This is a genomic window from Brachybacterium sp. AOP24-D1-21 (assembly GCF_052378665.1).
Lineage (GTDB): Bacteria > Actinomycetota > Actinomycetes > Actinomycetales > Dermabacteraceae > Brachybacterium.
The window spans coordinates 2,823,982-2,839,072 of sequence record NZ_JBQSXX010000001.1 but is presented as its reverse complement, the minus strand read 5'-3'; the positions used below and the strand labels follow the sequence as shown (position 1 = coordinate 2,839,072).

Sequence of the window (15,091 nt, the reverse complement as noted above, 5' to 3'; positions counted from 1 at the left end):
GACCGACCCAGGACCTTCGCCACCGCCGTAGTGCGGCCCACGGATCTACTCTGGATAGGTCCCTGCCCGTGGCTCGACCGGATGAACGTCGTCCCGGCCGGAGCCTCCCCCCGAGGTGGTCATGCCTGAGCCGTCCCTCCCCCACGCCGCCACCCCGCTCCGCGGTCGTCCCCGCCCGGAGGGCTCGTCGGGCCGTGGCTCCTGGCATCGCCGCGCGTCCCGCCCCGTCTCGTTGTGGATGGTCGCGCTGGTCGTGGTGGTGCTGACCCATCAATGGATACCGCAGTCACGCTGGCTGCTGGTGCACATGGTGACCCTGGGGCTGATCACCACCTCGATCATGGTGTGGGGGCAGCATTTCACCGAGGCGCTGCTGAAGACCCGCCTGGGTGAGGAGTCCCGGCCCCGACAGCTCAGCCGCATCCGTCTGCTGAGCGCCGGGGTGCTGGTCACGATCCTCGGCATGCTGCCGACCTGGCCCTGGGTGGTGGTGCTCGGGGCTCTGATGGTCTCCGCTGCGCTGGTCTGGTACGCCGTGGCGCTCGGTGCCCAGATCCGAGCGGCTCTGGCGCCTCGCTTCGAGTTCACCGTCAAGGCGTACATCGGCGCGGCCTGCCTGATCCCGGTGGGTGCGACGCTCGGCGCAGTGATGGCGTTCAGCCCGGGCGAGCCGTGGCAGGGACGTCTGCTGCTCGCCCACCAGCTGGTGAACATCCTGGGCTTCGTGGGGATCACGGTCACCGGCACCCTGCTGACGCTGTGGCCCACGGTGCTGCGCACCCGGATCGAGCTGGCCGCTGCTCGGCGGTCAGCGGGCGGCCTGCTGGGCATGCTGCTGGCGGTGCTCGGTGCGACCGCAGGCGCCCTGCTGGGCTCGACGCTCCTCGGCTGCGCCTTCCTGCTCGCCTACCTGGGCTCCTTCGCCTGGGTCGCGGTGACCCTGATCCAGGTGACGCTCCGCGCCGCCCGCCAGGAGCGCACCGTGCCGCTGCCGCTGTTCCCCGTGCTCTCGATCGCATCCGGGGTGATCTGGTTCGCGGTGACCGTGGTGGGGCTGCTGGCGATGTGGTGGCGATCGGCCGACGAGCAGCTCGCCAGCTCGCTGGTCGCCGCGGATATCCAGCAGCTGACTGTTCCGTTCGTGACCGGCTTCCTGCTGCAGGTGCTGCTGGGCGCGATGAGCTACCTGCTGCCTGTGACGATGCGCGGCGGCCCACGGTCCACGAAGGCCGCGCTCGAGGTGATGAGCCGCTTCGCGGTGCTGCGCATCGTCACCTACAACCTCGCGGTCGCACTGTTCGTGCTGTCCGGGATCGGGACCTCCGCCTCTGGGGCGGTGTTCGCTGCGCTCACGCTCGGAACGGCCGACGTCGCGGACTTCGGGTCGTTGTCGCGGGTGGTGCTCTCGCTGCTGGGCTTCGCGGTGCTGTTCACGTTCCTGGTGCTGATGGTCATGGCCATCAGGGCGAGCGTGCGGAATCGAGGCGTCGGCCTGCCGATGCCGGTCCGGGCCCCTGACACGGCGCCCGGCGCCGCGACCGGGACCGCCTCGGCCCTGCCGGTCCCGTCGACTCCCGTCAGCGCGGCGGCACCGGCCTCCGTTCCAGCCACCGCCGACGCAGCGGCATCGCCTTCCGCTCCGGCCCCCGCCAGCGCGGAGGCAACGCCCTCCCCGTCGGCCCCGCCCCGGGCAGCGGCCGCTTCGGCGTCCCGCTCCGAGGGGATGGACCGTCGGGCGCTGACCGGTGCGCTGCTGGGGATCGGTTCGGTGCTGGGAGCGACAGCGCTGGGCACCTCGCTGGACCGTGCACAGGGTTCGGTCCCCGACCACGGCGCTCTGCACGGGGCCGGCGTCGGCAGCGCGGTCGCCCCCACCGGAGCGACCACCACCATCGCGGTGAGCATGGCGGAGATGCGCTTCTCCCCCTCCACTCTCGACGTGCCCGCCGGGAACGCGCTGGTGATCGAGCTGAGCAATGACGACCCCTATGACGTGCACGACCTCGTGCTGGCCAGCGGTGTCTCCTCCGGTCGGCTGCAGCCCGGGGAGAGCACCACGGTGGATGCCGGGGTGATCGGCCACGACCTGGAAGGCTGGTGCTCGATCGTCGGCCACCGCGCGATGGGGATGACCCTCCAGATCACTGCCGGCGGAGCAGGCGCCGCACCCGGGCCCGAGCATCCTTCCGCTGGTGCGACCGGGCAGGAGCTCGCTCGGATCCCCCTGGATCTGCAGGCCGCTCCGGGCACCGCCCACCGCCCCCGCCCGGCGCTCCTGCCGCCGAGCGCAGGACCGCAGCAGCGCCTCCCCCTCGAGATCACGGAGGTCGACGCCGAGATCGCCCCGGGGGTGCGGATGGACGCCATGACCTTCGGCGGCACGGTGGTCGGCCCGGTGCTGCGCTCTGAGCTCGGGGCACGGCTCACCGTCGATCTGGTGAACCACGGCTCGATGGGGCACTCGCTGGACCTGCACGCCGGACGCATCTCCCCGGACCAGTCGATGCGCACCATCCCGCCCGGCGAGAGCCTCGAATACTCGATCACCACCGACTATGCCGGGATCTGGCTCTATCACTGCTCGACCATGCCGATGAGCGTCCACCTGGCGGCCGGGATGGTCGGGGCGCTGATCGTCCCGCCAGCGGTCCTGGCGGAGGTGGACCGCGAGTACGTGCTGGTCCAGTCCGAGCACTACCTGGTGCCCGAGGGTGCCGCCGGATATGACGCGGCGATGCACGAGGGCGCCCATCCCGTCAGCCCTGCGAAGATCGCAGCCGAGCAGCCGGACGCCACCGTGTTCAACGGGCATGCCAACCAGTACGTCCACGCCCCGCTCGAGGCTCGAGTGGGTGAACGGGTGCGCCTGTGGGTGCTCGCCGCCGGCCCGTCGCGGGGGATCTCCTTCCATGTGGTGGGCGGGGTGTTCGACACCGTGTTCAAGGAGGGTGAGTATCTGCTGCGCCCGGACAACGAGAACCGTGGCGGGTCGCAGGCGCTGGACCTCGCTGCCGCGCAGGGCGGGTTCGTCGAGCTGGTCTTCGACGAGCCGGGCACCTATACCGCGGTGAACCACTCCTTCGTGGAGATGGAGCGCGGGGCGCGAGCACTGATCCGGGTGACCGGCTGAGAGTCCGCTGCGGTGGTACCGTCAGCCCATGACCTCACCGCCGCCTCGTTCAGGCCTCCATCATCTTGAGCTGTGGACCGCAGATCTCGCCGCCGCAGAGCCAGCCTGGCACTGGCTGATGACGACCCTCGGCTGGGCGGCCGAACGGTTGGAGGGCTGGGAGCGGGGCCGCATCTGGCGCTCGGCAGATGGCGGCTACCTGGTGCTCGAGCAGTCCCCGGACGTGCTCGGCACGCGCTCGGAGCGTCGCTCCCCGGGCATGAACCATCTCGCCCTGCGGGTGACCGACCGTGCCGTCCTCGACGCGATCAGGAGCGCCGCCCCGGAGCACGGCTGGCGCGAGCTGTTCGCCGAGCGCTACCCACACGCCGGCGGGCAGGACCACACAGCCTGGTACGGCGAGGACGCCGAGGGCATCGAGGTGGAGCTGGTCCTCGCTCCCTGAGCCCGGCTGAGCAGGCCGCGCCGGAGTTCGGTCCGACGGGCCACGCACGAGCCAGGCCCCTGGGCTCCGCCGGAGTCAGGCCCTCGACCCCGCCAGAGCCCGGCCCCGCGAGTCCCGCAAGAGCGGGGCCTCGCGGTCCAGGTGTGCTCAGAGCTTGGTGTGCTCAGAGCTTGGTGACTGCGGCGTAGCGCAGCACCAGGCGCTTGGTGCCGTGCGGAGGCTTGAACTGCACCTCGATCTGGGTCTTGTCCCCCTGCCCGGCGACCTCGGTGACCGTCCCCATCCCGAAGGAGTCATGGGTGATCCGATCACCTGCCACGAGCTGGGGCAGCTTCTCCGCAGGGGTCGCCTTGCGGCCCGAGCCGAGGCTCGGTCGCTTGATGTCGCTGCGCCCGCCGCCGATGCCGCCGCTGAAGGAGGGTCCGCGTTGGGAGCTGGTGCTGCGGCCCCCGCCGTAGCCGCCCGAGCCGCTGTAGCTCCCGCCGAATCCGGCACCGCTGAGGGTGGACCCCGCACGGGCGACGTCGAGCACCTCTTCAGGGACCTCGTCGAGGAAGCGACTGGCGGGCATGAACTGCGACTGCCCCCAGGTGGAGCGCATCTGCGCGCGGGTCAGGTAGAGCTTCTCTCGGGCGCGAGTGATGCCCACATACGCGAGGCGCCGCTCCTCCTCGAGCTCCTCCGGGTCGCCGAGCGTGCGGTTGTGGGGGAAGGTGCCGTCCTCCATCCCGGTGAGGAAGACGACCGGGAACTCGAGGCCCTTGGCGGTGTGGAGGGTCATCAAGGTGACGAACTGGTCCTCCTCCCCGGGGATCTGGTCCGCATCGGCGACCAGGGAGACCTTCTCCAGGAAGCGGTCCACAAGGCTCGCCTCGGGATCATCCGGAGCAGTCAGTGCGGCATCGGGCGCGACGTCGGCGCCGGGAGCATCCGCTGCGGGGGTGGCGTCAGCGGCGGTGGTGGTGGTGACGGTGGCGGAGCTCACATCGACCGCTGCCGGAGCGTCGCCTGCCTCCGCCATCTCGTCCTCGTACTCGCTGGCCACCGCGTCGGCCTCTTCGGTCTGCGCCTCGAACTCGGCGGCGACGCTGATCAGCTCGGCGAGGTTCTCCAGACGGGACTCGTCCTGCGGATCATCGCTGCCCTGCAGCTCGGCGTAATAGCCCGAGCGCTGCAGGATCGCCTCGAGCAGCGCGGCGGGGCCGTGCCCGGCCTCGGCCATCTCCTGCAGATCCTCGAGCATCGCCACGAAGACGCGCACGGCGTTCAGCGAGCGCGTGGCGATTCCGGGCGCCTCCTCGGCACGGCGCAGTGCCTCGCCGAACCCGATCCGGTCTCGTTCGGCGAGCATCGCAATCGTTGCTTCGGCCCGGTCGCCGATGCCGCGTTTGGGGACGTTGAGGATGCGGCGCAGGTTGATCTCGTCGGCCGGGTTGGCGAGCACCTGCAGGTAGGCGATCGCGTCCTTGATCTCACGGCGCTCGTAGAAGCGCGTGCCACCGACCACCCGATAGGGCAGCCCGACCCGGATCAGCTGATCCTCGAGCGCCCGGGACTGGGCGTTGGCACGGTAGAAGATCGCGATCTCGCCGGCACGGCGGCCGTCGTCCACCAGGGCGTCGATCTGGCGGCCGATGTACCGCGCCTCCTCCCGCTCGTCGTCAGCGACGTAGAGGGTGATCTTCTCGCCCTGGCCCTGATCGGTCCACAGGTTCTTCTTGCGCCGCCCGGCATTCTCCTCGATCACGGAGTTCGCCGCGGACAGGATGTTCTGGGTGGAGCGGTAGTTCTGTTCGAGCACGATGGTGCGGGCCGAGGGGAAGTCCTGCTCGAACTCGACGATGTTGCGGATGGTCGCACCGCGGAAGGCGTAGATCGACTGATCCGAGTCGCCCACGACGGTGAGGTCAGCGCGAGGGTCCTCCCCCACCAGCTCCCGCACCAGCTGGTACTGGGCGGTGTTGGTGTCCTGGTACTCGTCCACCAGCAGGTGCCGGAACCGTCGGCGATAGCCCTCCCGGATCGCCGGGTTGTCCCGCAGCAGGGCCACCGTCAGCCCGATCAGGTCATCGAAGTCCACGGCGTTGGCCTGGCGCAGCCGCTCGGTGTAGTTGGTGAAGATCCGGGCCAGGGTCCGCTCGAAGGGGTTCTTCGCGCTCTCTGCCTGGGCGGCGAAGTCCGCCGGCTCGACCAGGTCGTTCTTCAGACTCGAGATGCGCGAGGCCAGTGCCCGGGGGGCGTGCTTCTTGGTGTCCAGCTGCAGGTCCTTGGCGATCGTGGTGATCAGCCGCAGGGAGTCCGCGCTGTCGTAGATGGTGAAGGAGCTCTTGAGCCCTGCCGCCTGGGCATCTCGGCGCAGGATGCGCACACAGGCGCTGTGGAAGGTGGCGACCCACATGCTGCGGGCCACCGGCCCCACCAGCTCTCCGACGCGTTCCCGCATCTCGGCCGCGGCCTTGTTGGTGAAGGTGATCGCGAGGATCTCGCCGGGCATCGCCTCGCCGGTGCGCAGCAGGTGCGCGATCCGGCGGGTGAGCACGCGGGTCTTGCCCGAGCCGGCGCCGGCGACGATCAGCAGGGGGCTGCCACGGTGCTCGACGGCCTCATGCTGTGCCGGGTTCAGCCCGTCGGTCAGTTCTGCCAGATCCGCCGCTGCGGCGCCGGCGGGTGATCGCCAGCTTCCCCTCGCCTGCTCTCGCTCGGCGGGGTGCGGGGCCTCGGCCAGATCCGCCGGAGGCTGCGGCACGGGGCGGTCCTGCGCCGGGGGCGCCGCATCGAATGGAGACTCCTCGCCATAGTGCGGCTCGTCCTCGGCATAGGGGGGCTCGTCGTCGCCGTAGGGGGGCTCGTCCTCCTCCGGCGGTCCGTCGGGCAGAGGCGGCTCCACGGAGCGGTCGCGCTCCTCGACTCGCCTCATCGCAGGAGCGGCAGGGGTCACCGACACGCCATCCAGTCGGCGGAAGGCATCGGGCAGCGAGAGGTCGTCGAAAAGTGAGCTCATGAGGGTTCCAGGATAGGCACGGGGCCCGACAGCGTGTGTGCTGTCGGGCCCCGTTGTGGACTGATCGGTGAGGAGAGTGAGCGTGAGCACGCTCCGGCGGTGTGTTTCAGCCGGGCGCGGCTCAGACGAAGACGGCGATGATCACGTTCGCGACGATCGCGGTGGGAATGCCGAACCACACCGCGGAGGAGGTCTCGGGGCCCTTCTTGTTCGCGATGTAGGCGAGCACCACGGCGACCACACCGATCAGCAGCTTGATCCCGAGCTTCATGTGGTTCGGGTCGCCGGGGAGGGCGCCCGGGATCGAGACCAGAGCGGCGAGCAGGACGCCGATCACGACGGCACCTGCCGTGGCGTGGGCCATGCCCTTGTTCGGCTGGCGGGTACGGGCAGCTGCCACCCAGGTGCCGAGCGCCACGGCCCAGCAGATCAGGTGCAGCACGACAAGGAGGGAGAACAGGAAGGACATGACACCATGTTAGATCCTTCCCCTGAGAGAACTCTGCCCACCGCGTGCGAGAATCACCGCATGTCAGCGGCTTCCCCAGGCTCCCCCGATTCTCCGGATCCCGGTCCCGGCGCCGAGCCGCTCGGCGCGAACGACGCCGCGCCCGCTCGGCGAGATCCCGACTGGCTCGCCCAGGAGCTCTCCGAGTTCGACGCCGAGCGCCCGCCCCGCCTCACCCCGGGGCGCCTCGTCGCAGGAGCTCTCTCCGGAGCGCTGGTGATCGCGCTGCTCGGCTGGGCGCTCCCCTGGGCCACCGGTGCGAGCTGGGCGGAGATCGGTGGGACCCTCGCGTCCTTGCCGCTGTGGGCGCTGCCCGCCATGGTGGTGCTCGGAGTCGGGGCTTTGGTGCTGGAATCGCTCACCGTGCGTGCCGCTCTGCCCGGGTCACGCTGGCGCCCCGCCCTGCTGGGGCACGCCGCCTCGTCGGCGACCACCCTGGCCATCCCGGGGGGCTCAGTGCTGGGGCTGGGCGTGCTGGGCTGGATCCTGCGCCGCTCCGGGCTCGCGCTGCCGCTCATCTTCACCGGCATCGTCGCCGCGTCACTGGTCGAGATGGTGATCACCTCGGTGCTGATCCCGCTGCTGGGACTTGCCGCCTATGCGCTGAGCTCGGTGCTGGCGCCGACGGGGATCGCGCTGCCCGGTGCGCTGTGGGCGGCGCTGGTCGCGGTTCTCGGCGCTGTGCTCGCCCTCGCGCTCACCGCAGTGCTGCTGCGCCGGCCGGTGCTGGCGAAGATCCTCGCCCAGTTCGGGCAGACGCTGCCCGAGCACCTCGCCGCTGAGATCCTCACGCAGCGCGACGCCCTGGTGCAGATGCTCCGGCGACGTCCGCTGCAGCTGCTGGCACCCACGATCGGCGCCCGGCTGCTGCAGTGGATCGCGCTGCTGGCGGCCTTCGAGGCGGTGGGGGCCACCGTCCCGCTGGCGCTGACGGTGGCGATCTTCGCGCTCGGGAGGCTGCTCTCCCTGGTACCCCTGACCCCGGGCGGTGCCGGCGTCTCCGAGGCCGTCGGAGCCGCTGCGCTGGTGGCCCTGGGGGTGGGTGCCGCCGAGTCCGCTGCGGCGATGCTCCTGCTGCTGGTGACCATGTTGATCGTCCCGCTGCTGGGAGGTGCGCTCGCTGCGGTGGCCGCGCTGAGCTTCGCGCCTGATCGCCGCCCGGCGCGCTGAGCCGGCAGCACTCATCCTGGAGCACTCAGCCTGGAGCACTGAGCCGGCAGCGCTGGGCCAGTCGGCAGGGCCCGGCCCGGGTCCCGTGGGAGGAGAGGGACTCAGCCCATCTCGTCGTAGTCGGGGGTGTCGATGCCGAGAGTGTGGGAGGGGTGGGCGAGGAGGCCCTCGCTGGCGCTGGGCAGCAACGGGAAGCCACCGATGCTGGCACCGTGCTCGGTGCCGACGAAGGCAGCGACATCCTGCACGTGACGATGCGCGTCATCACCACTGCCCAGGAATCCAGCGCCCGAGTATCCGCCGAGCCTGCGCCCGCTGCTGCGTTCGGCGGCCACGGCGGCGTCGTCCAGCTGCTTGGCGCTGGCCCGCATTCCGCTCGCGACCCTTCCCAGCTCCGGATAGTGGTCCAGGGTCCAGCGGTCGTGGATCTCCTCGCCGATCTCGCGGGTCTCCGGATCCTCGGAGAGGGTGACGTCGACCAGGGAGTTGGCAAGTCGCAGCCGCAGGATGGTGAGGCGATCGGCGGCCCGGCGCAGGGCAGCGGCGTGCCCTCGCAGCTCATGCGGATCCGTGGCCATCGTTCAGCTCCTTCCCGGGACGTGCTGGCACCGAGGTGCCGAGGTCGGAGGCACCGTCGAGTGCACTCATGGTAGGGGCACGTGCGCTGAACGTATCCAGCCATTCGTCCAGGATCGCGATGGCCCTGGACCGGGCATCCGCGTCGGAGAGGAAGACGTCATGGCGGGCGCCTTCGATCGCCTCGATCCGCACCTCGGGACCTAATCGGGCGGCGGCACGGGCGAGGGCACGGACGTCCAGCACCGAATCGGCGCGCCGCATCTCCTCGACGAACCGGCCGCCTATCCGGCTGCGCGCGGAGTGCATCACCAGCACGGGGATCGTCAGCGGACCAGCAGCGGCGAGGCGGCGCTGGCCGTCGATGATCGCGCCGAGGGTGTCGGCCGGCAGTCGGTGACCTCCGGGGGGTTTGAGCGCCAGATCGTAGTCGTAGGGCCCGCCGAAGTCGCGATGGGTGGCACGGGCGTAGTTCTCGCTGCCGGTGGGAAGGATGGGACGCTCGCGGAGCCGGCCAGCGAGCAGCCTCACCGGGCCGTCCGCGAGGGATCGGGCCACGGGGCCCAGGTGCATCTCGAGCCACGGGGAGTTCAGCGCCAGGCCTGCCACCGTGCCGGGATGACGCTGGGCCCAGAGCGTCGCGGTGAGCCCGCCGGTGGAGTGGGCCAGCAGCACGGGTGGCCGGTCCCGACCGATGATCCGCAGCGCGGCCCCGATCTCCTGGTCATAGCGGTTGAGATGATCGACCTCGGTCGCGGTCTGGCCGGGGAGCAGGCTGCGTCCGTGCTTGCGCAGGTCCAAGCCCCAGACCTCATGCCCGTGGCGTCCCAGGTGCTCCATCAGATCACGGTTGAACAGATAGTCGGACCATCCGTGCATCAGCAGGATCGGCGGCTTCTTCGCCGCACCCGACGCCTCTGCACCGACCGGCTGTGGGGTGTCCGTCGCCTCGCGATGTATCAGCGTGGCGATCAGGGGTCCTTCGTCATCCGCTCCGAGGTCGATCGGGTGCGCTGTGTACCCCTCCCCCAGGATCGGGTCTCTGCTCACTCGTCCTTGGTGCTGTCCTGGAGCAGGTCGACGACCTCATCGCGGCGGTAGCGGCGATGGCCGCCGAGGGTGCGCATGTAGGTGAGCTTTCCTGCCTGGGCCCAGCGGGTGACCGTCTTGGGGTCGACGTGGAACATCTTGGCGACCTCGGCGGGGGTCAGTAGTTCCGCGGTGTCCTCATTGCCCGCGGGGTGTTGCTCCGTGGATGCATTCATGGGGCGTGCGACCTTTCACTGCGGGCATCGGGGAGCGGGCAGCGCCCTGATAGACAGGTGATGTGCGCTCCGGTCTCCAGACTACTGGGTAATGTCTGAAGTCGAGCAAACTTATGACCAGTGTCGTGCCAATATCCAGAGTTCGGCCGTGCCCTCTGGGTCACATCCTGATTCCCCGAAGGGATGTCCGGCACGTCTCACTCCTCGGGGTTCGCCGGACGACAGGGCGACCATGTACCCTGGGCCCACGAAACTAATGCCATCTTCCGGGTCGACAAGAGCACCCGGCAGCCGATGCACAGGGGGTCAGATCCATGGGTCGCGGCCGACAGAAAGCCAAGCACACCAAGGTGGCACGGGACCTCAAGTACTACAGCCCGCCGACGGACCTCACGGCACTGCAGCGCGAGCTGCAGTCTCAGAGAGGCGAGACAGCCTCCGCCAATGGAGACAGTCGGGCCGAGGACAGCGACGACCGGGCCGACGAAGACGCTCCGTCCGTCTATCGCCGTTGAGGACGCCCGGCACCAGCCGGGAAGCACCGTGACACAGCAGGAGGGCCGACCCATTGGGTCGGCCCTCCTGCTGTGTCACGGCCCCTGTGTCACGAAGTCACGGCCCCTGTGTCACGAACCAGTGCCGTGACCAGCGGAGTCTCAGGACCAGCCGGGGTACTGCCCCGCAAGGAGAACCGAGCCGCCGTCGACGCCCTTCGCGCCGGCGACCACATGCTCGAGTGCAGCGCCCGGCTCGGGCAGCGCGTCCTCGCCGACGACCTCGCCGATCACGCGCGCCCCGAGACCCTGCTCGGCGAGCACCGCCAACGTGGCGTCGGCCTTCGTGGGATCGACCAGCGCCACCATCCCGACGCCCATGTTCAGGGTCCCTTCGAGATCCAGCTGAGGCACCGAGCCCCACTGCGCCACGCGGGAGAACACGGCGCCGGGCTGCCAGCGTGCACGGTCCACGCGTGCGGCGAGCCCGCGGGGCATCACGCGGGCGAGGTTCGCGGCGAGGCCGCCGCCGGTGACATGGCTCAGCGCGTGGATCGCACCGGTGGTGCGTGCATCCCGCAGCACGGCGAGCAGATCCGCGGTGTAGATGCGGGTGGGCTCGAGGAGCTCCTCGCCGAGCGTGCGACTGAAATCGTCGACATGCGCCTCCAGCGAGACGCCTGCGGCCGCGATCACGGCGCGCACCAGGGAGTATCCATTGGAGTGGAGACCGGAGGCGTCCATCCCGATCACCACGTCGCCGGCCCGGACGCGGTCCGGTCCGAGCAGCTCATCAGCTTCGACGACGCCGACGGCGGCACCGGCCACGTCATAGTCCTCGGCGGCCATCAGCCCGGGGTGCTCAGCGGTCTCTCCACCCACCAGGGCGCAGCCGGCGATCTGGCAGCCCTCGGCGATGCCGCGCACGATGTCGGCGATCCGCTCGGGCACCACCTTGCCGCACGCGATGTAGTCGGTCATGGCCAGCGGCGCTGCACCGACCACGATGATGTCGTCCACGACCATGCCCACCAGGTCACGTCCGATGGTGTCGTGGATGTCGAGTTCGCGGGCGATCGCGATCTTGGTGCCCACTCCGTCGGTCGAGGAGGCCAGCAGCGGGCGCCGGTACTCCTTGAGCGCGCTGACGTCGACGAGGCCGGCGAAGGCGCCGATCCCGCCGAGCACCTGCGGCCCGTGGGTCGCGGCCACGGCCTCCTTCATCAGCTCGACGGCGCGGTCTCCAGCGGCGGTGTCCACCCCCGATCCGGCGTAGGTGATCGAAGCGGGCCTGGGGTCCGTGGTGTTCATGCGTCCTTCCCGACGACGGCGGGCTCGGGCTCACGAGCCTGGGTGATGCCCTGCGCCCGGGCGACGGGCTCCGGCAGGGCGACCGGGTACTTCCCGGAGAAGCAGGCGGTGCACAGCGCCTCTTCCGGCTGTGCGGTGGCGGTGATCATCCCCTCTTCGGAGATGTAGCCGAGCGAGTCCGCACCGAGGGACCGGGCGATCTCCTCGATGCCCAGACCGTTGGCGATCAGCTCTGCCCGGGAGGCGAAGTCGATGCCGTAGAAGCAGGGCCAGCGCACCGGCGGGGAGGAGATCCTCACGTGCACCTCGGCTGCTCCGGCTTCGCGCAGCATCCTCACCACGGCGCGCTGGGTGTTGCCGCGCACGATCGAGTCGTCGATGACGACCAGTCGCTTGCCGGCGATCACCTCTCGCAGCGGGTTGAGCTTGAGTCGGATCCCGAGCTGGCGGATGGTCTGGCTGGGCTGGATGAAGGTGCGTCCCACATAGGCGTTCTTCACCATCCCCTGGCCGTAGGGGATACCGGACTCCTGCGCGTAGCCGATCGCGGCCGGGGTCCCGGATTCCGGGGTCGGGATCACCAGATCCGCCTCGACGGGATGTTCGCGGGCCAGCTGGCGGCCCATCTCGGCACGGGCCTCGTTCACGCTGCGGCCGGCGATGCGGGTGTCGGGGCGGGCGAGGTAGACGTACTCGAAGACGCAGCCCTTGGGCTCGGGCTTCATGACCTGCTCGCTGCGCAGGCCCTGCTCGTCGATGACGATCATCTCGCCGGGGGCGATCTCCCGCACGAAGCTCGCACCGCAGATGTCCAGGGCGGCGGTCTCGGAGGCGACCACCCAGCCGCGCTCGAGCCGGCCCAGCACCAGCGGGCGGATCCCCTGCGGGTCACGCGCCGCATACAGGGTGGTCTCGTCCATCAGGGTGAAGCAGTAGGCGCCGCGCAGGTGCGGCATCAGCTCGCGCAGCGCGTCCTCGAGCGGGCCTTCGCTGTTCAGCAGTGCGGTGACCAGGGCGGTGTCGGTCGTGTTGCCGCGTCCCAGCTCACCGGTGCGCGGCGTGCCATGGCGCTCCGCGATCAGCTCGAGCAGCTCCTCGGTGTTCACCAGGTTGCCGTTGTGGGCCATCGCCACGGTGCCGTCGGGGCGGGGGCCCAGTGCCGGCTGGGCGTTGGACCAGTTGGAGGCACCGGTGGTCGAGTACCGGGTGTGCCCGAGCGCGATGTGTCCCTGGAGCGCTCCGAGGGAGGCCTCGTCGAAGACCTGGGAGACCAGCCCCATGTCCTTGTAGACCATGATCTGGGAGCCGTCGCTGGTGGCGATGCCGGCAGATTCCTGCCCGCGGTGCTGCAGCGCATAGAGACCGTAATAGGTCAGTTTCGAGACGTCCTCGCCGGGCGCGAAGACACCGAAGACGCCACAGGCGTCTTGCGGGCCCTTCTCACCGGGGAGCAGGTCATGGGAGAGTTTTCCGTCGCCGCGTGCCACCGGTCCATAGTGCCACAGCGCGAGGTCCCGCCGACATGCCGTCCAGCATGGGATCAGCGCTCGGGCGAGCTCTTCCGACGGTGGCGAACCGAGTCGATGACGGCCGCGATCGTGGCCAGCGGGAGACCGACGATGACTGCGGCGAGCAGCACGAAGTTGAGCACTCCGCCGAGGTCTGCGAAGTCGAAGAACGGGGCGCTGATCAGCGCGGCCACAGCAGGCAGCGCGATCGCGACGGCGGCCCAGAAGCCCAGGGTCGGGGTGCGACTGCGACGCACGTAGATGCTGGTCTCGTCCGGCTCCGCGGTCGCCGTCGCCGGATCGTCGGCCTCTGGGGCGTCCTCTCGGGTGGCCTCCTGCGGGGTGGCGACCTGGTGACCGTCAGGGGTGTCGCTCTCATCACGGCCAGCGGGCTCGGCGCGCTCAGGGCGCTCAGAGCGTTCAGGGCGTTCAGGGCGTTCAGGGCGTTCAGGGCGTTCAGGGTGTTCGGGTGCATTCACAGTGTTCACAGTCCTCCAGCAGCGTCGACCGCCGCGGCGACGATCGCCGGGTCGGTGCGGGTCTCGGGGGCGTCGGCCTCGACCGGTGCGCCGGCGCGACGGCGAGCGGACAGGTGCACGTCGGGCACGCCGCTGCGGCGCGCGAGATCGACGAGGTCCGCGGGACGCACTCCGCCACCGGCGCAGATGTCGAGCAGCCCCTCGGCGGCGTCGACCATGGCGCCCAGATCCTCGGCTCCGTCCAGGGCACGGTCCGCGCCGCCCGAGCTGAGCACGCGGTGGAAGCCGAGGCCCAGCAGGGTCCGCACGGCGTGCTCGCGCTCGGCACGACCGGGCAGTGCGTCGACGGCGCGGTGGGCGGTGAGGGTGATGCCTCGCAGTGCGCCGCTGCCGGCGGTCAGAGCCCCGTCCCGGATGACCTCGATCGCGGGGACGTCCAGCTCCCCCGACTCGGTGAGGGCCCCGATCACCACCCCGGCAGCGCCGGCGGTCACGGCGTCACGAGCTTGGCGGGCCATCAGCTCGACCTCGTCCTCGGAGTACAGGAACTCCTCGGGATGGTCCAGGAAGTCGCCGCGCTCCGCCCGGGCGCGGATCAGCACGTGCACATCGAAGTGCGGCTTCGCATCTCGGGCTGCCACCAGCGCGGCGGCCCGGCGCGTGCATTCCTCGACCAGTTCGGGCGGTGGGGTGATCCCACCGCGCTCGAGCTCGATGCACAGCTCCACCCGGTCCGCGCCCGCCTTGGCGGCGACATCGAGGCCCACGAGGTCCTCGACCGCGATCTCTACGGCGATGCTCATCGCTTCTCCTGTTCACGGGCGGCGCGCACGACGCGGCGCGGACCGGGCAGCGGCAGCAGCTCTGCGAGGTCACTGCGTTCGCCACTGGCATGCACACGACCACCGGCGACAGCCTCTGCCCAGGCGAGGTCACCGCTGACCAGCGCGAGCCAGGTGGCGGCGTCGGTCTCGACGACGGCGGGCGGGGTGCCTCGGGTGTGGCGGGTGCCGGCGATGGCCTGCACCGCCGCATAGGGTGGGACCCGAAGTTCGACGGCGCCGCCGGGGAACTCCTCGGCGAACATCTCCAGGGTGTGGCGCACCGCGGGGGCCAGGACGGGGCGTCCGGCATCCGCTGGCGCGGTCGCCCAGGTCGCGAGCGCGCTGCGCCCTGCCTCAGGATCGGTACGACGGCTCACCAC

At 70.5% G+C, this 15,091-nt stretch carries 14 protein-coding genes; 4 read left to right on the top strand and 10 right to left on the bottom strand.

Features of this window, described 5'->3' with window-relative positions:
- Positions 1-121: 121 nt before the first annotated feature.
- Entirely contained in the window at positions 122-3,130 is a 3,009-nt protein-coding gene (locus ACT3UF_RS12735) for a multicopper oxidase domain-containing protein (protein ID WP_441444761.1), read from the top strand.
- A gap of 28 nt (positions 3,131-3,158) precedes the next feature.
- The gene (locus ACT3UF_RS12730; RefSeq protein ID WP_441444762.1) at positions 3,159-3,575 is read left to right on the top strand and encodes a VOC family protein; all 417 of its coding nucleotides are present in this window, start codon (positions 3,159-3,161) and stop codon (positions 3,573-3,575) included.
- A gap of 163 nt (positions 3,576-3,738) precedes the next feature.
- Here ACT3UF_RS12730 and ACT3UF_RS12725 read toward each other — a convergent pair whose 3' ends face one another.
- Positions 3,739-6,576: a UvrD-helicase domain-containing protein gene (locus ACT3UF_RS12725; RefSeq protein ID WP_444608372.1), complete on the bottom strand. Its 2,838-nt coding sequence runs from the start codon at positions 6,574-6,576 to the stop codon at positions 3,739-3,741.
- 121 nt (positions 6,577-6,697) lie between these two features.
- On the bottom strand, positions 6,698-7,045 hold the full coding sequence (locus ACT3UF_RS12720; protein ID WP_444608371.1) for a hypothetical protein: 348 nt from the start codon (positions 7,043-7,045) through the stop codon (positions 6,698-6,700).
- A gap of 60 nt (positions 7,046-7,105) precedes the next feature.
- Here ACT3UF_RS12720 and ACT3UF_RS12715 point away from each other — a divergent pair, with 60 nt between their 5' ends.
- Positions 7,106-8,254: a lysylphosphatidylglycerol synthase domain-containing protein gene (locus ACT3UF_RS12715; protein ID WP_444608370.1), complete on the top strand. Its 1,149-nt coding sequence runs from the start codon at positions 7,106-7,108 to the stop codon at positions 8,252-8,254.
- A gap of 101 nt (positions 8,255-8,355) precedes the next feature.
- On the opposite strand, the gene ACT3UF_RS12710 is transcribed toward ACT3UF_RS12715, so the two are convergent.
- From ACT3UF_RS12710 to ACT3UF_RS12700, 3 genes are read right to left on the bottom strand one after another with little or no spacing between them, the layout of a single operon-like run.
- Entirely contained in the window at positions 8,356-8,832 is a 477-nt protein-coding gene (locus tag ACT3UF_RS12710) for a hypothetical protein (RefSeq protein WP_444608369.1), read from the bottom strand.
- A complete protein-coding gene (locus ACT3UF_RS12705) occupies positions 8,813-9,880 on the bottom strand; it encodes an alpha/beta hydrolase (RefSeq protein WP_444608368.1) in 1,068 nt (355 codons plus the stop codon). Before ACT3UF_RS12705 ends, ACT3UF_RS12710 begins: the two co-directional genes overlap by 20 nt.
- Entirely contained in the window at positions 9,877-10,095 is a 219-nt protein-coding gene (locus ACT3UF_RS12700; protein WP_441444768.1) for a BldC family transcriptional regulator, read from the bottom strand. The genes ACT3UF_RS12705 and ACT3UF_RS12700 overlap by 4 nt, the downstream gene beginning before the upstream one ends.
- Positions 10,096-10,409: 314 nt before the next feature.
- Between ACT3UF_RS12700 and ACT3UF_RS12695 the strand changes: the two genes are divergently transcribed.
- Positions 10,410-10,610, top strand: coding sequence for a DUF3073 domain-containing protein (locus ACT3UF_RS12695; RefSeq protein ID WP_441444769.1), 201 nt, complete (start codon positions 10,410-10,412; stop codon positions 10,608-10,610).
- 141 nt (positions 10,611-10,751) lie between these two features.
- Here the strand turns inward: ACT3UF_RS12695 and purM are convergent, their stop codons facing one another.
- Genes purM through ACT3UF_RS12670 form a run of 5 tightly spaced genes read right to left on the bottom strand, consistent with a single transcriptional unit; the run spans position 10,752 to position 15,091 of the window.
- The gene (gene purM, locus ACT3UF_RS12690; RefSeq protein WP_441446313.1) at positions 10,752-11,900 is read right to left on the bottom strand and encodes a phosphoribosylformylglycinamidine cyclo-ligase; all 1,149 of its coding nucleotides are present in this window, start codon (positions 11,898-11,900) and stop codon (positions 10,752-10,754) included.
- A complete protein-coding gene (purF, locus tag ACT3UF_RS12685) occupies positions 11,897-13,387 on the bottom strand; it encodes an amidophosphoribosyltransferase (RefSeq protein ID WP_441446312.1) in 1,491 nt (496 codons plus the stop codon). Before purF ends, purM begins: the two co-directional genes overlap by 4 nt.
- Before the next feature lie 53 nt (positions 13,388-13,440).
- Positions 13,441-13,887 carry a hypothetical protein gene (locus ACT3UF_RS12680; protein WP_441446311.1) on the bottom strand — a complete coding sequence of 149 codons (447 nt, stop codon included), beginning with the start codon at positions 13,885-13,887 and terminating at the stop codon, positions 13,441-13,443.
- Between the two features lie 5 nt (positions 13,888-13,892).
- The gene (locus ACT3UF_RS12675) at positions 13,893-14,690 is read right to left on the bottom strand and encodes a copper homeostasis protein CutC (protein ID WP_441446310.1); all 798 of its coding nucleotides are present in this window, start codon (positions 14,688-14,690) and stop codon (positions 13,893-13,895) included.
- Positions 14,687-15,091, bottom strand: a complete 405-nt coding sequence (locus ACT3UF_RS12670) for a sterol carrier family protein (protein WP_441446309.1) — start codon at positions 15,089-15,091, stop codon at positions 14,687-14,689. The genes ACT3UF_RS12675 and ACT3UF_RS12670 overlap by 4 nt, the downstream gene beginning before the upstream one ends.